General features: G+C 36.9%; 22 protein-coding genes. 6 read left to right on the top strand and 16 right to left on the bottom strand.

The genetic code is table 11. The features are described 5' to 3' along the window. Positions 1-389 precede the first annotated feature (389 nt). Together CYP51_RS05035 and CYP51_RS05030 are read right to left on the bottom strand one after the other, a co-directional pair. Positions 390-1,526, bottom strand: coding sequence for an NAD(P)/FAD-dependent oxidoreductase (locus CYP51_RS05035; protein WP_103624611.1), 1,137 nt, complete (start codon positions 1,524-1,526; stop codon positions 390-392). Further along, entirely contained in the window at positions 1,523-2,824 is a 1,302-nt protein-coding gene (locus CYP51_RS05030) for an MFS transporter (protein ID WP_103624610.1), read from the bottom strand. The genes CYP51_RS05035 and CYP51_RS05030 overlap by 4 nt, the downstream gene beginning before the upstream one ends. Before the next feature lie 113 nt (positions 2,825-2,937). On the opposite strand from CYP51_RS05030, the gene CYP51_RS05025 reads away from it, so the two are divergent. Then, the gene (locus CYP51_RS05025) at positions 2,938-3,579 is read left to right on the top strand and encodes a non-canonical purine NTP pyrophosphatase (protein ID WP_103624609.1); all 642 of its coding nucleotides are present in this window, start codon (positions 2,938-2,940) and stop codon (positions 3,577-3,579) included. Here the strand turns inward: CYP51_RS05025 and CYP51_RS05020 are convergent. Further along, on the bottom strand, positions 3,572-4,294 hold the full coding sequence (locus CYP51_RS05020) for a tetratricopeptide repeat protein (protein ID WP_103624608.1): 723 nt from the start codon (positions 4,292-4,294) through the stop codon (positions 3,572-3,574). The two genes, CYP51_RS05025 and CYP51_RS05020, sit on opposite strands and share 8 nt — an antisense overlap. Before the next feature lie 63 nt (positions 4,295-4,357). Then, complete coding sequence (locus tag CYP51_RS05015; protein WP_219336681.1) at positions 4,358-4,807, bottom strand: hypothetical protein; 450 nt, start codon at positions 4,805-4,807, stop codon at positions 4,358-4,360. A gap of 656 nt (positions 4,808-5,463) precedes the next feature. Here CYP51_RS05015 and CYP51_RS05010 point away from each other — a divergent pair. Further along, a complete protein-coding gene (locus CYP51_RS05010) occupies positions 5,464-6,678 on the top strand; it encodes a saccharopine dehydrogenase family protein (protein ID WP_103624606.1) in 1,215 nt (404 codons plus the stop codon). 39 nt (positions 6,679-6,717) lie between these two features. On the opposite strand, the gene CYP51_RS05005 is transcribed toward CYP51_RS05010, so the two are convergent. The 11 genes from CYP51_RS05005 to CYP51_RS04955 all read right to left on the bottom strand — a co-directional run bounded on the left by CYP51_RS05005 (position 6,718) and on the right by CYP51_RS04955 (position 16,130). Continuing rightward, positions 6,718-8,334, bottom strand: a complete 1,617-nt coding sequence (locus CYP51_RS05005; RefSeq protein ID WP_103624605.1) for an AAA family ATPase — start codon at positions 8,332-8,334, stop codon at positions 6,718-6,720. A gap of 44 nt (positions 8,335-8,378) precedes the next feature. Next, positions 8,379-8,594 carry a hypothetical protein gene (locus CYP51_RS05000; protein ID WP_258032792.1) on the bottom strand — a complete coding sequence of 72 codons (216 nt, stop codon included), beginning with the start codon at positions 8,592-8,594 and terminating at the stop codon, positions 8,379-8,381. Positions 8,595-8,692: 98 nt separating this feature from the next. After that, positions 8,693-9,238, bottom strand: a complete 546-nt coding sequence (locus CYP51_RS04995; protein WP_021090726.1) for a hypothetical protein — start codon at positions 9,236-9,238, stop codon at positions 8,693-8,695. Positions 9,239-9,349: 111 nt separating this feature from the next. After that, positions 9,350-10,456: an NnrS family protein gene (locus CYP51_RS04990; protein WP_103624615.1), complete on the bottom strand. Its 1,107-nt coding sequence runs from the start codon at positions 10,454-10,456 to the stop codon at positions 9,350-9,352. After that, positions 10,449-11,138: an ABC transporter ATP-binding protein gene (locus CYP51_RS04985; protein WP_103624614.1), complete on the bottom strand. Its 690-nt coding sequence runs from the start codon at positions 11,136-11,138 to the stop codon at positions 10,449-10,451. Before CYP51_RS04985 ends, CYP51_RS04990 begins: the two co-directional genes overlap by 8 nt. Further along, positions 11,138-11,935, bottom strand: coding sequence for an ABC transporter permease (locus CYP51_RS04980; protein ID WP_103624604.1), 798 nt, complete (start codon positions 11,933-11,935; stop codon positions 11,138-11,140). The genes CYP51_RS04985 and CYP51_RS04980 overlap by 1 nt, the downstream gene beginning before the upstream one ends. Further along, positions 11,932-12,897 carry an ABC transporter substrate-binding protein gene (locus CYP51_RS04975; RefSeq protein WP_103624603.1) on the bottom strand — a complete coding sequence of 322 codons (966 nt, stop codon included), beginning with the start codon at positions 12,895-12,897 and terminating at the stop codon, positions 11,932-11,934. Before CYP51_RS04975 ends, CYP51_RS04980 begins: the two co-directional genes overlap by 4 nt. A gap of 11 nt (positions 12,898-12,908) precedes the next feature. Further along, positions 12,909-14,759: a TonB-dependent receptor domain-containing protein gene (locus CYP51_RS04970; protein ID WP_103624602.1), complete on the bottom strand. Its 1,851-nt coding sequence runs from the start codon at positions 14,757-14,759 to the stop codon at positions 12,909-12,911. Between the two features lie 240 nt (positions 14,760-14,999). Then, positions 15,000-15,461, bottom strand: coding sequence for a molybdate transport repressor (locus CYP51_RS04965; protein WP_087576576.1), 462 nt, complete (start codon positions 15,459-15,461; stop codon positions 15,000-15,002). A gap of 11 nt (positions 15,462-15,472) precedes the next feature. After that, the gene (locus CYP51_RS04960) at positions 15,473-15,907 is read right to left on the bottom strand and encodes a molybdopterin synthase catalytic subunit (protein WP_103624601.1); all 435 of its coding nucleotides are present in this window, start codon (positions 15,905-15,907) and stop codon (positions 15,473-15,475) included. A 1-nt stretch (position 15,908) separates the two neighbouring features. After that, positions 15,909-16,130 (bottom strand): MoaD/ThiS family protein, encoded by a 222-nt coding sequence (locus CYP51_RS04955; RefSeq protein WP_087578320.1) that lies wholly within the window; start codon positions 16,128-16,130, stop codon positions 15,909-15,911. An 83-nt stretch (positions 16,131-16,213) separates the two neighbouring features. Here CYP51_RS04955 and nspC point away from each other — a divergent pair, with 83 nt between their 5' ends. Further along, positions 16,214-17,353 (top strand): carboxynorspermidine decarboxylase, encoded by a 1,140-nt coding sequence (nspC, locus tag CYP51_RS04950; RefSeq protein WP_103624600.1) that lies wholly within the window; start codon positions 16,214-16,216, stop codon positions 17,351-17,353. 78 nt (positions 17,354-17,431) lie between these two features. On the opposite strand, the gene CYP51_RS04945 is transcribed toward nspC, so the two are convergent. After that, on the bottom strand, positions 17,432-18,028 hold the full coding sequence (locus tag CYP51_RS04945) for a DJ-1/PfpI family protein (protein ID WP_103624599.1): 597 nt from the start codon (positions 18,026-18,028) through the stop codon (positions 17,432-17,434). Positions 18,029-18,369: 341 nt separating this feature from the next. Between CYP51_RS04945 and CYP51_RS04940 the strand changes: the two genes are divergently transcribed. The 3 genes from CYP51_RS04940 (at position 18,370) to selD (ending at position 21,087) form a co-directional block, all read left to right on the top strand. Continuing rightward, a complete protein-coding gene (locus CYP51_RS04940; RefSeq protein ID WP_103624598.1) occupies positions 18,370-19,317 on the top strand; it encodes a formate dehydrogenase subunit gamma in 948 nt (315 codons plus the stop codon). 151 nt (positions 19,318-19,468) lie between these two features. Then, positions 19,469-20,068, top strand: coding sequence for a sulfurtransferase-like selenium metabolism protein YedF (yedF, locus tag CYP51_RS04935; RefSeq protein ID WP_103624597.1), 600 nt, complete (start codon positions 19,469-19,471; stop codon positions 20,066-20,068). Continuing rightward, positions 20,065-21,087, top strand: coding sequence for a selenide, water dikinase SelD (selD, locus tag CYP51_RS04930; protein WP_440588230.1), 1,023 nt, complete (start codon positions 20,065-20,067; stop codon positions 21,085-21,087). Before yedF ends, selD begins: the two co-directional genes overlap by 4 nt. The last annotated feature ends 52 nt before the right edge of the window (positions 21,088-21,139 follow it).

Below are 21,139 nucleotides of genomic sequence, written 5' to 3'. Positions count from 1 at the left end.
GGATATAATGGCTGCACAAGCCGCTTTTATTACAGGCGTGGGTCTAACTTGTGGATATGGTCAAAAGAGTGATTTGGAGAAATTTAGTAAACATATTTTCTCAAACCCATTTGAAGCCGTTAGCTTTATAAAAGAAGTTTGATAATCTAATATTCCCGAGCTGCTTATACTTTAAAGTAAATTTAACCTAACGTTTAGCTTGCTTGGCTATAAAATTTATTCCAAAATTCGTTGCTTTTGTTTGGTATAAAATCTTTTTAAAGTATTTATTATGAATTTTAAACATCTAAATTACTCTAAATAAATTGCTTAAAAAACTTGCTTTCATAGTAAATTTATCTTATTTAAAATATGAAAATTTGTCTAAAAATTAGCTAACTTCTAGGAGATCATAGATTTAAGACCCTAGCCACCTTTAGAGCGCTTGCAAATGCGAAATGTAAGTTATATCCGCCAAGCATGCCAGTGATGTCTAAGACTTCACCAATAAAATAAAGCCCCCTAACGTTAGAAGCTTGTAAATTTTCATCTAAAAATTCACTCTTTATGCCGCCTTTTGTAACTTCCGCTCTTTCAAAGCCAAATGTCCCAGCTGGGGCAAATTCATAAGCAAAAAGCCTTTTTATGATTTGTCTCTCTTCATCGCTAAATTCATAAAAGGCTCTATCTTTTAAGCTAAAATTTTTTAAAAACTCTAGCACAAACCTTTTTGGCAAGGGCAAAACCGAGCTAAGCTGCTTTTTGCCATCTATTAAATTTTTCTCACTAAATTTGGACAAAAAATTTATGCAAATTCGCCCCTTTTGCCAAAATAGCGAGGCATTTAGTATCGCTGGTCCGCTTATGCCCCTATGTGTAAAAAGCAGATTACCACTAAATTTATGGCTCTCGTTTTTGCTATTTATCTTTACGTCTGCGTTTAGGCTGACGCCACTAAGTTCTTTAAACCAAAACTCATCTTTTTGTACGCTAAATCCAACAAGTGCAGGCGCAAGAGTTGATGTTTCAATGCCAAAATCATTTGCTATTTTATAACCAATGTCACTTGCGCCAAGGGCTTTGTAGCTTAATCCTCCACTTGCGATGACTAAATTTCTAGCTCTAAATTTTTCATCTTTTGTCAAAATTTCAAAAATTTCATCTACTTTTTTAGCGCCAAGAACCTCTTTATTGTAAAAAATATCTACATTTTGCCTTTTTAAAAGTACGCTCAAGACGCTCTTTGCACCGCTATCGCAGAAAAATTGATTTTGCTTTTGCTCACTAAATTTAAGCTCGCTAAAAAATTTTAAAACTTGATTTGGAGTCAGTACTTTTAAAATTTGCTCTATAAATTTTTGCTCTCCAATATAGTTTTTAGCGCTTATGAAGCGGTTTGTGATGTTGCATCTGCCACCACCGCTTGCTAGGATCTTTTTGCCAGCGCTGTTATTTTTTTCTAAGATGGCAATCTTTTTACCCTTTAAATTTGCTCCTAAAAATAGTCCGCTAGCACCAGCGCCAATGATTATGACGTCGTAGATCAAAATTTCAAGCTCTCTTTTAAAGCAGCCTCGCTTGTTAGGCGAGAGTCAAATTTTATCACTTGATTTTTCTCGTTTTTGTAATAATCGACTACACCTTTTTGGCTATTTAGTAACTCTAAATTTAAGCTTACTTCAGGGTTTAGATAGATATTTTTAAAAATTCTTGGATCGCTTAGGCTAAAGAGTAAAACAAGCCAGATCACGCAAAGCACCACGCAGATGATGGCGAGTACTTTAAAGCCAAAGGCGTGCAAGATATACCCACCAAATGCACCTCCAACAAAGCTTCCTAGATAGCCAAATGAATTAAATACACCAAGGGCTGAGCCTTTTTGTGAGGATTTTACAAATTTTGTTGCAGTTGATTGCATAATGGGCTCGTGAAGGTTAAATCCTATAAAAAATATAGCAACTCCCAAAACGAAGATAAAAAGCGTAAAACTAATGGCAAAAATGGTGTAGGTTAGAGCAAAAAGCAGCGTACCAGCTATCAAGATGACCTTGCTAAGTCCCTTGCCATCGCCAAGGGCGCCAGCTAGCCCCATAGCCAAAAAGCCAAGCACGGCGCCAAGTGTATAGACCTTGTAAAGCTCGCTACTTTCGTAACCATACTCTTTTACCAAAACGATAGGGATCACCAAAAATGCGATACTTGCTAGCATCTTTTGCATAAAAGAGGTGAAATTTATGATCATGTAGTCTTTTTGTAAAAAAAGCTTACCAAATGGTACTTTTTCACTTTTAGCGCTCACCTTTATCTCTTTTGGTACAACGGTGTAAAGAAGTACAATGCAAAGTAGGCTAAGAGCGGCACTTAGATAAAAGAGACTTGAAAGTCCGTAGTCTTTGGCAAGAAGCGGCCCAAGCACCATAGAAAGTGTGAAACTAAGCCCTATAAAAGCGCCCATTATCGCCATGGCTTTTGAGCGTTTTTCTTCTGTTATATAGTCACTTATCATCGCAGTTGCAACTGCTCCGATAGCACCTACACCTTGTAAAAATCTACCAAATAGCATGGTAAAAATATCGCTTGTAAGTGCACAAATTATTGAGCCGATGATAAAAACCAAAAGTCCGATCGTTAATGTTTTTTTGCGTCCTATCCTATCCGAGAGCGCTCCAAAAGGCACTTGAAATATCATCTGTGAGATCGCATAGACGCCTACTATTAGCCCTACTAAAAACTCGTTTGCTCCGTGTAAATTCAAGGCATAAAGGCTAAGCACCGGCAAAACTATAAAAAGACCTAAAAATCTGCTTGCTATGATAAAAGATAGTGGTAAAACGCTTTTTAACATAAAATTTTCCTTATTTTTAAAAGGACTAAGTTTATCATTTTAACGCTAATTTAAATTTAAAAATTTAATCTACTTTTTTGTAAAATACGCCCAAAAATCAAGGAGCTCTTGCAATGAAGATCGTGCTTGCGACATCAAATTTAGACAAAGTAAAAGAGATAAAAGAGTTTTTAAAAGGCTATGAAATTTACGCTTTAAGCGAGGTTGTAAAGCCATTTGAGATCGTTGAAGATGGCAGCAGCTTTCAGCAAAATGCACTCATAAAGTCAAGAGCCGTCTTTGCAAAGCTTAAAGAGCAGGGGCTTGAGGGCGAATTTATTGCACTTAGCGATGATAGTGGCATTAGTGTGGATGCACTTGGTGGCGAGCCCGGGATCTACTCTGCGCGCTATTTTGACCTTGATGAAAATGGCAAGGTATGCGGCAAGAACGCAGATGACGCAAACAACAGAGCAAAGTTAATTAGCAAGCTAAAGGCGCTAAATTTAGAGAGCTCACCAGCTCACTACACCGCCTGTATCGCTATTAGCTCAAAATTTGGCGACTACACGACGCACGGCTTCATGTACGGCGAAGCGATAAACGAGGAGAGGGGTACAAATGGCTTTGGTTACGACGCACTTTTTATCCCAAATGGCTTTAACAAGACACTTGGCGAGCTAGATAATGAGACAAAGCTTGAAATTTCTCACCGCTCAAAGGGACTTGAGCTTGCAAATTTCGTGCTAAAAAGTCTAAAGAAAAACTTTAGTTAAGCCCATTTAGCCCTTTGTTAGCTCTCTCTAAAAGATCCCGTGCGCGAGGATTTTGCTCTTTTCCATTTAAAATTTCAAGCACTTTTTTGTAGTTTTGGGTAGCTTCGTCCTTTTGATTAAGCTTTGCTAGGTCGTTAGCAAGCTCTACTAAAAGCTCTGATCGCACAAGCTCGTTGCCGCTTAACTCCGGCGTGATATCAAGTAAATTTAGCGCTAAAAGGTGGTTTTTGTGGGCTTTGTCAAAGTCGTTTTTTAGGTAGTAGGCGCTAGCGATGCCTTTTATACAGATGAGTTCGTCATTCATTGGGGCATTTGGCGCGTTGTCATAAATTTTTAGAGCTTCTTGAAAATTAGCAAGTGCTTCGTCGTATCTGCCTAGCGCCTTTTGTGCCGCACCTAGGCTATGATAAGAGCGAGCTAGTAGCAGCTTGTCGCTAACGTTTGCCGCAAGCTCTAGGGCTCTTTGTGAGAGCTCTAACGCCTTTTGTGGCTCTTTATTTACCATGCAAATGCTAGCGCTATTTATGAGCGAAGTGATCGCCTGCTCGGTATTGCCCTCTTTTAAGCAGACATCAGTCGCTTGCTCGGCTAAATTTATGGCTCTCTCCAAATTTCTATCGCTTTTATAAAACTCCCTCACACTCTCTTGTATTAGCTCGTCACAGCTACTTGCAAAGAGGCAAATAGGCGCTAAAAATGGCAAAATTTTCTTCATGTTTTTACCTTTAAAATTTCGCGCTATTGTAACGATTGAAAGCAAATTTTATCCCGTATTGCCTCATAAATCAGTATTATTTCTTGGCAAATAAACTTGTGACATTATTTTTATGTCTTCTTCTTCTGGATTCTCGATTTGAGTATCAATTATCTGCCTCATTAGCGCCACGCAAAATTTCATACCCATCTCTTCTGTGATTATATCTTTTAGATAAATATTTGTTATTTCATTATATTCACTGGGAAATTTAACAGAAAAATAAGTCATTTTCTTCTTTTTTGTCTCCCATATTCTATATTTGACCTCTGATTTATCATCAATTTTATATTCTTTTGCCTTGGTGAGAAATTTATTTATTTGCCCAGCCTTATCCCAAGTGGCAAGACTTTTGTTTATATAGACTTCATCCCATGTGTCAAAAATAGGAAAGTGCAATAAGAGGTTTCTAATAAAACTAAATAGATCATCGGCAATCACTCCTTCAAAAAAAGGTCGTCCTCCTCTTTTCATCCACTTTAAATATTCTTTAATTGGTTCATAATTAGAAATCTCTTTAAATACCGAAAATGCTTCTCTGAGCCTATAAAATCTAAAGCATGGTTCTTGAGTTTTGAAATTTTCACTAGAAATTTCATCATATAAAAAATAAAATCTATTATAAAAAAGACTTAAGGCTTCTATCTCTTTTTCATTCGGTCTTTGCTTGCCATTTTCAATAATTGTTGCCTCTTTTTGCGTTTTCTTGCCAGGCGCTAATCCACCAAGTTTTTTAACTCGGTTGCGGTAGCTTTTTAGATTTAAATATGCTGATTATACCCAAAACAAGTCAACTTGATAATACATCGTTGATATGCTTTAGGATAAATTTAGGCGCTCAAATTTTAGTGAAAAAATTAAACCTAAAAAATTTAAGCTTATTTCTTAATACAACCTATCTCAAACTAAAAAATAGAATCTGAGAGAAAAATTATCGTGCGTTGTCAGGAGGTAAATTTAATTTTGTGCCGCCGTCAATCGACATGCCACTATCTGTGTTAGCGCTATCTGTTTTTTGTCTTTCTTGTTAGACTTTGTGCCGGCCATAGCCAACTTTATAATTAATTGCACCCCGTCTCTTAAAATTAATATTAACTTTGCTAAAATCACTAAAATTTAAAGGAGCTTAGATGTCAAATATCTTAATCATAGGCGCGGGCGGCGTGAGCCAAGTCGCGACCGTAAAATGCGCGATGAACGCGGACGTTTTTAGCAAGATCACTCTTGCAAGCCGCACAAAAAGCAAATGCGACGCGATCGCCAAATTTATCAAAGACCGCCTAGGCGTGCAAATTGACACCGCCCAGATCGACGCGGACGACACCGATGCCGTAGTCGCGCTCATCAAAAATACGGGTGCCGATTTACTTTTAAATGTCGCGCTGCCTTATCAAGACCTAACCCTCATGGACGCGTGCTCTCGCGCCGGCATCCCATACATCGACACCGCAAACTACGAGCACCCCGATACCGCTAAATTTGAATACAAATTGCAGTGGGCAAAAGACGAGGATTTTAAAAAGGCGGGCACCATGGCGCTTCTTGGCTCTGGCTTTGATCCGGGCGTGACGAACGTATTTTGCGCCTATGCGCAGCAAAATCTCTTTGACGAGATCCATGAGATAGACATCCTAGACTGCAATGCGGGCGATCACGGATATGCGTTTGCGACGAATTTCAACCCAGAAATCAACCTGCGCGAAGTTAGTGCAAGGGGTCGCTACTGGGAGCGCGGCGAGTGGAAAGAGACCGAGCCGATGGAAATAATGTTCAAATGGGACTATCCGAAAGTCGGCGTCAAGGACAGCTACCTGCTCTATCACGAAGAGCTTGAAAGCCTTGTTAAAAACATCAAGGGGCTAAAGCGAATCCGCTTTTTCATGACCTTCGGACAGAGCTACCTAACTCACATGAAGTGTCTAGAAAACGTGGGGATGCTGCGCATAGACGAGGTCGAGCATAACGGCGTGAAAATCGTGCCGATACAGTTTCTAAAGACCTTGTTGCCTGATCCTGCAAGCCTCGGCCCTCGCACGAAGGGTAAAACCAACATCGGCTGCGTGATCCGCGGCCTAAAAGACGGCAAAGAGCGCCAGGTCTATATCTACAACGTCTGCGACCACGAGGCTTGCTTCGCCGAGACGGGCGCGCAAGCGGTGAGCTATACGACGGGCGTACCTGCGATGATCGGCTCAATGATGGTTGCAAAAGGCATCTGGAGTGGAAAAGGCGTCTTTAACATGGAAAATTTCGACGCCAAGCCTTTCATGGACGAGCTAAATAAACAGGGATTGCCGTGGGAGATAATCGAAATGAAACCCGGCGAGAGGTATGAAGTAAAGTAAGAAATATTCTAACAAGATGGTAAAATTCTTTACCATCTTTTATTTTCTATTAAATATGCAGTCTTCAAGCTCTTTATAAACCAAAGTGTCTGGTAAAATAAAATTTGATAAATTTTCTTTGAAGATTTCAATATTAATAGGCGTCGTTATGCCACAACACTTTTTAATTTCTCCACCCTTATCCTTCACATTGTTATTTACTACATCTGTTACTACAGCATCATACCTACTCTCATCAAATTGGCACCCCTTTTTGTCGCAATAAGCCTTTAAAATCTCTTTATCAAATAAATAATTTTCTATTTCCCATCTTTTCATAACTCTAAAGCTATTTTCTTGACCATCAAGGTATTCTTGCCTATCAAATTCACTCACATTGCCGCCTGAAGCTATATCCCTATCTTTAAATACCCAAATTTCCAAGTCCTTAAATACTTTTCCAAGTATGGCTATTGCTATTCTACTTCTATAGTCTAGCTCAGTATTTCCACCACTTGATACAAATAAAGTATCTGGATATTTTTTATTGAAAATATTATTTAATACCTTTGCATCCAATCCTTTTTCATAGCTATCTTTTAATTCTGCTCTCCCTTCGCAATAAATTATTCTTTTAGGTGCAATTAAGCCTGTTAAATCGTCTAAGGCAGTTTCAAAAATTTCTTTCCATTCATTATAGTTTTTATCAATGGGTTTTAGTTCTATTTTATCGGATAGATTAATGTTTTTATGAAATTTAATGATTTGACTATCGCCTATAAAGTCCGTTTGTAAGGCCCTTAAAAAACCTATACTGTGCGTTGTTATCCAAATTTGACCTTCATCATCTATTAGATTATTTATCTCTTTCATAAGATTTCTTTGTATACATGTATTTATATGAAGCTCCGGCTCGTCTATTAAATAAATAGAGCCTTTATATTTTTCTTTTCTCAAAAATAGATCTAAAAGTATATCAACTACTTCTTTTTCGCCAGAAGATAAACTATTGAAAGAAAATTTTACATCAGAATCAGGCTTTTTGAAAAATAAAGTGCCATTGCCACCTTCAACTTCTCCCATACTAACTATTTCTAAATCTAAACAGTTTTTAATTGAATTATTTAGTTGGTCTATAACATGTTTTCTAGCTTCAGACGGTTTTAAATCATTGTCATCTCTATATGAATTAAAATATGCAAGCAGTCCCCTATAGTTTTCTTCTATTTTTTCATCAATGCTAACGGAATAGCTAGCACTATATCTATTTTCCTCTATTGGGCTGACTGCTCTAATTTCTTTAATATTTAAATCATTGTTATATCTATATGGGCTTCTAAACGAAAATAGACTATTTAGACTATTTTTATATTTTTCTATATTACGCAGTTCATCCTTTCTATAAACAATACCACCTACAACAAAATCTATATCAATTAGTTCATAGAAATTTTTATTATTTGATCTAAAAAAATAATTCTTAACACTACCGGATGGGTCTGTTCCTATACGTGCACCAAAAGATGGGCCTAATGCAATAAAAGCGTCCAATACACTACTTTTACCACAACCATTTGGGCCGACAATAGCAACGATTTTCTTTGGGCTATCTCCTAAATCAATAGTTAAATCCTTAAAACGTTTAAATTCTTGTATACGCACTTTAGATACCTTCATTGTTAAACCTTATTATTTTTAATTACACTTCTCAAATTTCTGCTTTAAATTTTAAAAACTTCGTGCTTGGATAGCTCGTATTTGTCGTATATCACGGCATTATCATCGCCGGTAGGCTGCATGAGGTCGTATGCTAGCCCACCTTTTTTAAATTTTATATTAAAAACACTAATTCTGCGCTTGGCGTCTATCTCGGGGATGCCGATTTCATCGATATCTTTAAAATAAAATTTCGCATTCTCGCTGCTTTTTTGTATCAAAAATCCGTCATCTTCGATTTTTCGGTATCACAGAATAAGAAACTAGGATAAAGAGGTAACTTCGGCGCAAGCTAACTTACTGGCGCCGAAATTGAAAGTTATTTTATCACCGCTTCAAAGCCAACATCTACATCTGGATAGCTCTTTCCGCCATGAAATGGTTTGGCAGCAGCAGCAAATTTATCAAAGCTTTCATTTAGCTTCAAATCATTTACAAGATCAACTGAAAATTTTGCTACTAGCTTGCCATTTTGCACTTCATATTTTGTTTTAAAAATTTTTGAATTGCCGTTTATGCTAAGCTCAACATCCATTTCTCCGGCTTTATCATCGCCATTTACTGCTACGATCTTGCCATCTACTGCCTTGCCATCGAAAATAATGCCAATCCTTTTATCGCGGTCAGGCAGCTTTGTATCGATATCTTTTGGCTCAAGCTTAAATTCAAAGCTCTTTAAAAAATCAGCAAAATTTGCATTTTCTTGACTTTTAAAATTTATCGTCTTAAAAGTACCTGGTACGGCTGTTTTATTTGCTAGCTTGTAACCAGTAAATGTTACCTTTGGTTCACCTTCTACGCTAAATGCAAGAGCTGAAACTGCAAAAAATGAAGCTGCTAAAGCAACAGAAGTAAGTTTATTCATAAAGAATCCTTTTTATAATATTGATAATAAATATCGCAAATTATATACCTACTTACTTCAAAAAAGACTTAAAAATTCTTTTTAATTAATGAATAAATTTTTAATATCTTTTTACTCTGGATCATCGCTAAAATCGTTATCCCTAAAGATCACATAAAAATTTATGAGCCAAAAAACAAAAGCGATTGCTATGAATGTTGCTGGTAAATGAATGTAAAAGCCACTCCAAAAATAAGCCAAAATTCCTCTACTAATGCCAGCTAAAAGAACTAAAATAAAAGCAATTTTACTAAGGCGTAAAAACTCAAGTTCTTGTCCGCTGTGACGAAGTCCTGCGACATTAAATATAAGCATCACGCTAAAAATTACTGCATTTATCGCTATTAGATGCATAAAATTTGTTTCAAGATGGAGCCCAAAAATACCGCTAAAGCCGATTCCCAAAAATCCAAGCGCTAAAAATAGTTGCATAAAATAGTATAAAAGCACAAAACTATGCCTAAAAAGCTCTTTATAGTGCCATTCTTTAAGCTTTGCAAGTACCGCACTTCCACAAGCTATCGCAGCATAATAGACACCCATGCTTTCCTCAAAAAATATATTTAAAAGTAAAAAAGCACAAACGCAGCAAATAGCGATATTTTTATAGATAAAATTTGGCACAAAAACAGCTTCATCCATACCTTTTTCTCTTTTTAATGCTTCTTTTCCAAGCACGACACTAACGCGGTAGGAGATGAGTAAGATAGCGATTACGTGGATAAAAACTTGTAAATTTAGAAATTTTTCGTTGCCGCTTATTAGATAATAAATTTCAAAGCCTAAAATGCCAAACAAAAAGCCAAGTACGCCAAATTGATCATCGTTTTTATCCCGCCAGATCATATAAAGGCAAAGCAAAACCAAGTAAAGCCAAAAAAGAGCAATAAAGCAGTGTGCTAAAAATAGGCTAAAAAATGCCAAGATAAAGCTTGTAAAAAAGAGTGAAAATAATATATAGGCGTGTATTTTTAGAGATGCTTGAAAATTTGTCCAATCAGTTAATCCAGTTAGCAAAAATCCAGCATAAGCAAGCGCTAAAAAAAGTTGCAAAAATATAAATTTATGCAAACTCACAAAATCAGTTGGAGTAAAAAACACACTAGCACCAAGCACCGCACAGGCGGCGCTCATTAAGAAAAATATCCTCATAGGATAAGTAAAAAAGTTATTAATCATAATAAATTTGCCCTTTAAAATTTTCATCTATCATCTTGCTAATAAACGTAAAATCGCGCTCTTTAAAATTTTTGTCTATTTCAAGTTCTCTCTGTATAACTGCGCCTTTACTTGATAGGAAATAAATTCTATTTGACATCTTTACAGCCTCCATTCTATCGTGTGTGACAAGAACCACACTCATACCTTCACTTACTCTTTGGCCAATAATTTCAATTAAAATTTCTTTCATATCATAATCAAGCCCCGAAAAAGGCTCATCCATCAAAAGCAGATCAGGTTTTGTTACGACCGCTCTTACGAAAGCGACTCTTTGTCTCATGCCGCCACTTAGCTCACTTGGGTATTTTAAAGTATCCTTTTGGCTTAATCCAACCTTTTTAAAAAGCTCTAAAACAGCGTTAATGTCTGGTTTGTCCATAACTAAAAGTACATTTTCAAGAGCATTTTTCCATGTAAGTAGGCGATTTTCTTGAAAAAAATATGTAGTCTTTTTAAAGCTATTAGAAATTTTCCCTTTTCTAGGCTCATTTAGTCCGCTAATAAGCCTAAGTATCGTCGTCTTGCCACATCCTGATGGCCCAAAAAGTGTCACCACCTCGCCACCTTTTACATTTAGGCTAAAATTCCTTACGACCTTATCTCTTAAAATTTCATACTCTACATTTTTAAGCTCAAGCATCATCTTCTCCAAGGCATCAAAGCTATTTTTAATGGCTCGATGATGAGGTACTCAAAAAGCATGATAAGAGTGATGCTTAAAAGAACATAGGCCATTACCTCGGTTGTTTCAAGCATCGCCCTTGCATTTGCTATCTTTGCTCCCATGCCGTTATTTGCACCCAAGAGTTCAGCCATTATGACTATTTTTACACCCATTGCAACAGCTACACTAACAGAGCTTATGATATAGCTTGTAAGATGTGGGATATAAAGGTGTTTTATCTTTTTTAAAAAGCCTAAATGATAGGCATCAAACATCTCTTTTAGCTCCTCATCTACGCTACTCATAGCAACTGCTGAGCTTGCAAAAGTAAGCGGTAAAACGGTTATAAAGATAGTAAAAACGGTGCTAAAATTTCCAAATCCAAACCAAAAAATAGCAAGCACTATCCAAATAATTGGTGGCATCGACAAAAGCAAGGTGATAACAGGCTTTAAAAAGGCTGCAAAACTTTTAAAGCTACCCGCTATTAGCCCTAAAAATATACCAAAAAATGTTGCCGAGCAAACTCCGATTAGTGATCTGCAAAGCGTTATGTTTATTTCGCTGTTTTTATAATCTTTTAAAATTTCACAGGCTTTTAAAAATACATCTTTTGGTGGCGGAAGTAGGAGTGGGGAGCTAAACTCGCTTCCCACTTGCCAAATGGCTAAGATCAAAAAAACTACGGCAAATCCGCTAAATCCGCCCCAAAAATAGTCAATTATTTTTAAAAAGCTTGAGCGATCTTTTTTAATGCCATCAATTAGTATCATAAAAATAGACCTTTATCTGGCATCTTGCCGCCTAGAAATTTTGGATTAAACTGATAAATTTCTTCAAAAAACGCCATGATCTCATTTTGCAGTTCATTTGCTTTTGTTACTGTTAGATTTGCTTTGTCAAAAGCATTTGCAAGTGCTACTTCTGGAGCTGGCAAGTAGCTTGAGCCGATCTTTGCTGCGCTTTGTTTATTCTCGAGTATCCAAGAAAGTGCATTTTTAAGATCACTATGAAGTGTGTCAAATAGATTTAAGTTTTTCTCGTAAAAGCCTCTTTCTACGATAATGCCAGCCATTGGGATTATCGGTTTTGTACCAAAGCTCTCGCCCCAAATTTTTGGAAAATCAACTGAATAATGCACGCTAACGCCTGCTTTTTTGCCACGCAAAATAGTCGCTTCGCCAAGAGGTTGTGGAACTATTAAAATGTCAAAATCTTTTTGTAAAAATAAAAGCAGAGCCTCAGGCGGCGTTGCTGTGTAGGTGATGTCTATTTTGCTAACGTCTATGCCTCTCTTCTTGCAAAGCGCTCTTAAAACAAGATCAGGCATATCGCCTCTAAATGGCATGATGAGCTTTTTGCCTACAAAATCCTCTAAATTTTTGATCTTTTCATCCTTAACCATAGCGTTCATAACGCCAAGGGTCAGTAAATTTAACATCGCAAAATCAAGCCCTTGATTTCTTAAATTTGCAGCGACATTTGAAGGCGACATTGTGACTTTGATATCTCCACTAGCTACGCCTGCACGCAGCTGATCTGGTGTTTTCCAGATATTTAGGCTTACATCATAAGTTTTATTTAACTCGCCTTGCAGTGCAGCAACTGCCATTATGACGCTTGGGATCGCTGGCGCGCCCCACATATTAAAGCTCTCTTTTGCAAATAAATTTGGTGCAAATGCGCTAACGCCTAAAGCTGTGCTAAGTCCTAAAAATTTTCTTCTATCTAACATCTTTTTCTCCTTTAAAAACTGCTGTGAAAGCTAATGAAAAATGTCCTGCCAGGGGCATGAACGACCACTGGATCAAGTGCTGCTACGTGATCACCGCTGATAAATTCTGCATAATCTTTATCAAATAAATTTGCTACGCCAAATCTTATGCCAACTTTATTTTTAAACTCTATGCCGCCATAAAGATCGAGCAAACCAAATCCTTTTGCAGCCTCTTTTTTATCGATGCCTAAGCCATTTTGCTTGCTAAAATCGCCTCTAGGTTGCTTTGAAACTAGCCTTAGTGCGGTGCCAAGATTATAGCTGCCAAAGCTTGCATAGTCTTTGTAATCAAATGCAAAATTTGCCTCAAAAGGTCTTATTTGATAAAGCGGTCTGCCATCGGTTTTGTTTTGTCCGTAGTTGTAGTAAAGTGAGCTTTTTAAGCCAAAGTGCCTTGCAAAGCTATACTCTGTATTGAAATTTACACTATAAAGCGTTGCATCAACATTTCTTGAGATGACAGCGTTTTTGTTTGGTTGCATGGCAGCTTTTGAATGACGTCTATCAAAAATAATCAAATTTTTAACGCTATCAGCGATGAAATGTCCTCCAAAGCTAAAAGCATCTTTGTTTTGCAAAGAGTTTAGGTATTCTTTGTAAAACTGGCTGCCAAATTTAAAGCCAAGAACCGCTCTATTGTGTCTTTCTGGCTCTAAATTCGGATTTGCTATCCAGCCGTTATCGCCTGCACCATAAAGTGTATTAAAACGCTCCATATTGCTTGGCAAGCGAGATAAACTCTCAAGTTTTGCAAAGTAGCTATCCTTATCATTTGGTGTAAATTTATATTTTAAACTTGCGCTAAAAGCGTCTTTTTTGATCTTATCACTTACGTCTTCACCGTAAATTTGGCGAAGTAGCCCGCGAGTCGTACTAATGGCTGGATCTGGTGCGAAAAATTTAGTGTCGATGCCATTTAATTTACTTCTTTGCTCTTCATATTTTAAGGCAAGAGAGGCTTCGTTTGCTTCATTAAATTTATAAGCAAGTGTGTCAAAGAGCATAAATTTATCATTTCTAACATCAGCAAATCTGTATCCGTTAAATACCCAAGTAGAGCCACGTTTTAGGTATCTTTTGCCATCATGTTTATCTTTTTCAAAGCCAGCGCCTATTTGATTGTGAAAGCTTGCAAAGTCAGCGTCATATTTTAGATTTGTCTCAAATATATTTCTCTTTAAATCCACTTTCACATTTGGAGTGGCATCTCTTAGATGAAAATTATCAGCTTTTCGCTCAACTTTTTTTAGGACAAATTCAAAATTTAGCGTATTTGAAAGATCTTCCTCGCCTAATCTAATATTTAGCTTGCCAACTTTTCTTGTCGTTTTAAAGGCATCCATCACGTGCTCTGGCTGCTTGTCTTTATCGATATTGTCCCTTAAAAACGTAAGCCTAAGCTCGCTAAGATCATTTGGCACGAAGCCTAAGATAGCGCTTTGACCTTGTCTATTGTAGCCATAGTTCCATTTTTTGCCACTTCCATCTTTATAATTATTTGCTTTGGTGAAATTTGCATTTAAAATGGTGTAAAAATTTGCGCCGCGATATTTAAAAAGCGATGAATTGTAAAAGCTCTTGCCATACATTCCAGCTGAGATATGAAACATATCAGCTGAGTCATCAAGCAAATTTGTAACAAATGGATATTCGCTTCTTTGAGTGCGGTCAAATTGATTTTCCACAAAGACGCTTTGTGCAATATTTGGCGTGATGACTGGTGGCGGTGCAAATTCTCTAATAGGCTTTATAATGTCTAAATTTGCTTCATTTGCTAGAAGCAGCGATGAAAGAACTGCTAGGCTTAAAATGGGCCTCATATAAACTCCTTTTAAAGATATAATTATGATTTCTTTTATCAGAATTGTAGTAGCAAAACCCTTTATAAAAGTTGATGTAAGTCATCCTTTAAATTTTTAATCCATAATTACGAGTCTATTGTAGATAAAATGCTTGATTTTATTTTTGCAAGAGTAGCTAAATGGTGTAAATTTAATGTGAAAAATGTATAAAATTTTGATAATTGTTATATAAAAATTTTAGATCATAGGTCGATTTAATTAGGCTCTAAAATTATTAAGCCTATCTCTTAGCTCTTTTGAAATGGTAAATTTTGAGAGTTCATATTTATCAAAAATGATGATCAAATCATCACCTAGTGGTTGCACTAATCCAAAGCAAGCATCTCTATCAAGACGGTTTTTCTTAAATTTCACGCTCAAAGTTTCAACTTTTTTCTTATCGCCAAAGCTCTTAATGGCGATCTCGTCGATATCCTTAAAGTAAAATTTTATGCTTTTTGAGCCTTTTGTGATGATAAATCCATCATCTTCAATACGTAAAAAGTTGTTTTGAAAAATTTTTCTAACACAAAAGAACGCTGAGAGAGCGCCAATGATGATGCCAAAGAGAGACGCTGTGCCAAGAGCTAGATAAAAGTAGCCAATGATGCTAAATATAAAAAGTCCAAGCCCAAAGGCTAGCGCCCAAAATACATCTTTTTTACTCTCTTTTGTTATCATCATTTTTCCTTTTAAGCTAAAATTCCAGCACCATTTATCGCTTGGCTGCGCTCTTTTGCATAAATTCTCTCGCCGTTTATGACGTCATATTTCCAGATCGGCGCATTGGCCTTAAAGTCCTCGACAAATTCGTTTATAAGCCTTAGCGCAACCTTTCTTTGAGGGCTCACAACGCCTGCAACATAAGAGCTCGTATGCACTGCCACATCGCCCTTTGAGTGAGCAAAAAGTACGTAGGCATTTTCTTTTTTGGCTCGCTCCTGCCAAGCATCTAGCCATTTTTTAAGGATCGGCTCATAAATATCAAAGCTAAGCGCCGAAATTCCGCCCTCTTCTCTTACTATGCCTACAAAAGTGATGAGCGCGCCGTAGTTTTTATCCTTAAACCTATCATACCACTCGTTTGTGATGCTTTGAACGTCCAAGCTTCCATTATAAATTTGCATCTTAGCCCCCACAAACTGGCGGCAAAATAGAAATTTTATCGCCTGATTTAAGAGCGAAATTTATATCACTTACGATCTCGTCATTTACGGCAACCGCACAGATATTTAGCCATTTTTTAAGCTCTTCTTTCTGGCTTAAAGCCGCTTTTACTTCGCCTAGATTTTTTGCTTCTACTTTTATATTTTCAAGCCCGATAGGCCCAAGAAATTCGATCTCTATCACGTTTTATCCTTTGAGATTTTTGCTGATTTTACTTAAAAATAAATTTAGATATACTTATTTAAAAATTTAAAAAGCGAGCAAAAATGAACGAAATTTTAAAGAGCATAAAAACTCCAGCTTACGTCTGCGAAGAGGCAAAAGTGCGTAAAAATTTAGAGCTTTTAAAATATGTCAAAGAGCAAAGTGGAGCTAAAATTTTAGTCGCACTTAAGGGCTTTGCATTTAGCGGAGTGATGGATATGGTTGGCTCTTATCTTGATGGTGCGACTTGCAGTGGGCTTTATGAGGCAAAATTTGCAAGTGAATACGTAAAAGGCGAGATTCATACTTATAGTCCAGCCTTTAAGGATGAGGATTTCGATGAAATTTTAAAAATTTCAAAGCACATTACATTTAACTCTTTTGCGCAGTGGCAAAAATTTAAGGGTATTGCCCTAGAAAATGGTATCATCTGCGGCCTGCGCGTAAATCCTGAAGTCTCACTAGCCCCAACTGACAGCTATAATCCATGCGGCAAATTTAGCAGGCTTGGCATCACAAGAGAAAATTTTAAGCCAGAGCTTCTTGATGGCATAAGTGGGCTTCATTTTCACGCACTTTGCGAGGAGAGTGCGAGTAGCTTACAAACCGTGTTAGAGGCATTTGAAGAGAAATTTGGGGAGTTTATACCAAAGATGAAGTGGATAAATATGGGCGGAGGACATCACGTCACGAGGGCTGATTACGACGTGGAGCTACTTATAAATATCATCAAACGCTTCCGCGAGAAATATGGTGTAGAAGTATATCTAGAGCCTGGTGAGGCTGTGGGCTGGCAGACTGGCTTTTTGATAAGTAGTGTGCTTGACATCGTGCATAACGAAAAAGATATCGCTATCCTTGACACATCAGCCGAGGCACACATGCCAGATACCGTGCTTATGCCTTACCGTCCAGCTGTTAGAGGCGAGAGTAAAAATGGCAAATTTGCTTATAGATTTGGCGGCAATACCTGCCTAGCTGGCGATATAGTAGGGCTTGAAGCGGGCGATGCGGAGTATAAATTTGATAGCGAGCTAAAAATCGATGACCGAGTCATCTTTGAAGATCAAATTCACTACACTATCGTAAAAAATACGACATTTAACGGCATAAAACTGCCAGATCTACTGCTTTTAAAAGAAAATGGCGAGATAAAGATGATTAGAGAGCTAGACTACGAAGAGTATAGGCGTAGAAACTAATAGCTGGTGTTGCGGCTAGTTTCTGGCTGCTAAATACTAAAAGCTCATTTGTATTTATATCTATAAAATTTTTACAGATTAGTATCCATAAATTTTGGCAAATTTGTCTATCTTTGCACTCTTTTGCCAGTTGTATTCGGTTTCATTTGCGATATTTTGAGCTAATTCTTTACCGAAATGATCACTTATGAAGCCAAAAGCCATGTCCATGCCAGCGGCTACACCTGAGGCGGTGTAGAATTTACCATCTTTTACCCACCTGGCGTGTGATTGCCATTTTACGGCATCACGGCACTGTTTTACCCATTCAAACGACTTTTTATTTGATGTGGCTTTTAGCCCATCAAGTACTCCAGTGCAAGCTAGCAAAGCTGAGCCAGTGCAGACACTAAGGCAAAATTTTGAAGCCAAAACACACTCTTTAAGATGTGATATAAACTCGTTGTCTTTTACTAAAATCCTTATGCCCTGACCACCAGGTACCAGCAAAATACTATTTTTTGGTAAAGTGACCAGCTTTTTTGTTTTTACTTCAAAGCCTTGCTTACTTTTTATTGCTTTACCATTAAACGATACAAAATTTAGATTTATTCCAGGTACTCTTGCTAAAAACTCTACAGGACCCATGAGATCAAGTGTCTCGTAATCATCAAAAAGAAGACAAAATAGATTCATCGCTCTGCCTTTTGGATAGAAATTTCAAAAATACTTTGATATTTTAGTTTAAATTTTTAAGAAATAAAGGGGAAAATATAAATTTTGAAAGAATTTTTATCTAAAAAATTGAGATAACTGAAAATTGTTTTTAAAATTTAGATAATAAATTTTTAGGTATATTCTAGTAAAAAATTAACAAAACTTAAATATATTTTATCAAATTATTAGTAATTTTTTTTACTAAGGTTTACTTGTGATTAGCTCTGATATAATAGCAGCTAAAACAGCATAACTATGTGATTTTAGCATATTTAACTAAAAGCTCAAATCATTAAGTTTTATGCAAATAAAGGAATAAAATGACGAGAATTCTTACTCTACTTTTTACATTGTCTGTTGCGGCAATGGCCATTGAGGGACCAACTGGCGTCAATCAATTTGACAGCACCATTTGGGCAGCACAGAGGATAGAAAATATCAAGCCTTATGAGCATAGCTGGGGGCCGATATTTACTTTTATCCAAGGTAATGATTATTTTGCAATAGCAGCACTTTCTATCATTTTGGCTGTTATTGGAGCATTTGCATTACACTTTTTAATCATTGGACCAAAACATTTTAGTCATGATGGTAAAAAGGTATTTGCTTTTTCATTGATCATACGTATAGCTCATGGTTTGGCAGCTATCTCATGGATCATTTTAGTGCCAACTGGTATCATCATTATGTGGGGTGCAGAGCTTGGCGGTGGAACATTTGTGCGTTTCTGTAGATACTTGCACGATACGGCAACTGTTATCTTTGCTGTTTCTGTGCTTCCTATGTTATTTACCTGGACAAAGAGAATGCTTCCGGCAATTTATGATATCAGATGGATGATGATAGTTGGTGGCTATTTATCAAAGAAAAAGAGACCTGTTCCGGCTGGTAAATTTAATGCTGGTCAAAAAGCATGGTACTGGATCGCTATCCCTGGTGGTATCGTTATGATAATTACTGGTGCGATTATGTATTTCTTAGACTTCAAAGAGCCAGCAGTTGCTTCTTGGTTTGGTCTTACACAAATTGATCTTTTAAGATACAGCGTAATTATCCATAACTGTCTTGGCATCGCATGTGCAGTATTTTTCTTGGTTCATATTTATATGGCAGCTATTGCTATTCATGGTGCTATTTGGTCGATGATTACTGGATATAAAGAGGAAGAAGAAGTTTATGTTCTTCATCACTACTGGTATCAAGAGCTCGTTAGAGAGAATAAAATTCCAGTATCTGATTATGAAAAGTCTTATACAAATTTAAAATAATTAACTTTACTCTGACCTTGCTAGTAAGCGGGGTCAAAGCTCTCTTTTATCTCAAATTTATACATTAAAATTTTTAAAATAATTAATATTTTTTTGGCTATAATCCAAACTAGTTTCAAGGTTTGAAATACTAATAGCAAAAGGAAAAATCATGACAACAATTGATTGTAGAAATTTAGAGTGCCCAAAACCAGTCATAATGACAAAAAATGCACTTGATAGTTTAAGTGAAGGCGAAAGCTTAGAAATTTTGGTAAATGCACTAGCCCCAAAAGAAAATATTTCAAGATTTTTAAAAAATCAAAATATAAACTTTAGCCTCGAAAGCAATGGCAACGAAACTAAAATTTTAGCTACAAAAGGTAAAAATGCGCTTGAGCTTACAAATTTTGATGAGTTTGTCTGCGACATAACACCAAAAAATAATAAAGTACTCTATCTAAATGAAGAGCGCGCGGGAAGTGGCGAAGTTGGCATAAATTTACTATCAAAATTCCTAGGAGCTTTTCTTCAAGTTGAGAAAAAACCAAAGATAATAATCTGCGTAAATAACGCTGTAAAGATGACAACAAATCGCTCACATCCAAGCTTTAAGCCGCTTAAAGATCTTGAAGCTGCTGGTGTTAAAATTTTAAGCTGCGGAAGCTGCTTGGAGGCTTATAAGCTAGTAAGCGATCTTGCGATTGGCGAAATTTCAAATGCTTATGAGATCATCGACATACTCTCAACTTACGAGCAAATCAAATTATGATCTATCACGACAAAAAGCTTACGCAGTTCGTTAGAGCCGCTGGTTGAGCTGCTAAGCTTGACCCGTCGGGTCTAAACAAAACGATTAGTAGTTTAAATTTATCTCATCCAAATCTGCTCTCAAGCACCAATTCTAATGAGGATGCGAGTGTCTTTAAAATTTCAAGTGATCTTGCACTTGTTCAAACTCTTGATTTTATAACGCCTGTGGTAAATGATCCTTTTATTTACGGTCAAATCGCTGCTGCAAATAGCCTAAGCGACGTCTTTGCAATGGGTGGTGAGGTGATAAATGCTCTAAATATCGTGGGTTTTGATAGCTGCAACTTGGCACCTGAAATTTTAGGTGAAATTTTGCAAGGCGGAGCCGATAAAGTAAAAGAGTGTGGTGGCATTATTGTTGGCGGGCATACGATCGAGACACAGCAGATGTATTATGGGCTTAGCGTCACTGGAAGGGTTCATCCTGATAAATTTTGGGCAAATAATACTGCCATAAATGGCAATGTTTTGATACTTACAAAGCCCCTTGGAAGCGGCATTTTAAGCACAGCAATAAAGGCTGATTTATTAAGCATGGAGCAGATAAAAGAGGCTGCAACTATCATGGCACAGCTAAATTTTTATGCATTAAAGGCACTTGATGACATCAAAGTCTACGGCGCTACTGATGTGACTGGATTTGGCTTTTTGGGACATTTAAGCGAAATGCTAAATGAAAAGATCAGTTTTGAAATTTATGAAAAAAACGTGCCAATCATTGCAAGCGCAAAGGAATTTGCAGATATGGGCATTATTCCAGAAGGAAGCTATAAAAACCGCGAATTTGCAAAGCATTTTGTAGATAAAGAAGCTGACATTTTACTATTTGACGCACAAACTTCAGGCGGACTTTTGCTTGCAGTTGGTGAAAAGGACGCGATGCTTGCAGTAAAGCGTTTAAAAGAAGTGGGTTATGAAAGCTCAGCTATCGTTGGCTCTGCGGTGCCAAAGAGTGAGTTTGGTATATTTTTAAGATAAATTTTTAAATAGCATGCTGTCTCATTGCGTTAGTAAAATCTTTTAATTTACT

Source organism: Campylobacter concisus (genome assembly GCF_002912895.1).
Classification (GTDB): Bacteria; Campylobacterota; Campylobacteria; order Campylobacterales; family Campylobacteraceae; genus Campylobacter_A; species Campylobacter_A concisus_G.
This window is presented reverse-complemented; position numbering and strand designations above follow the sequence as displayed.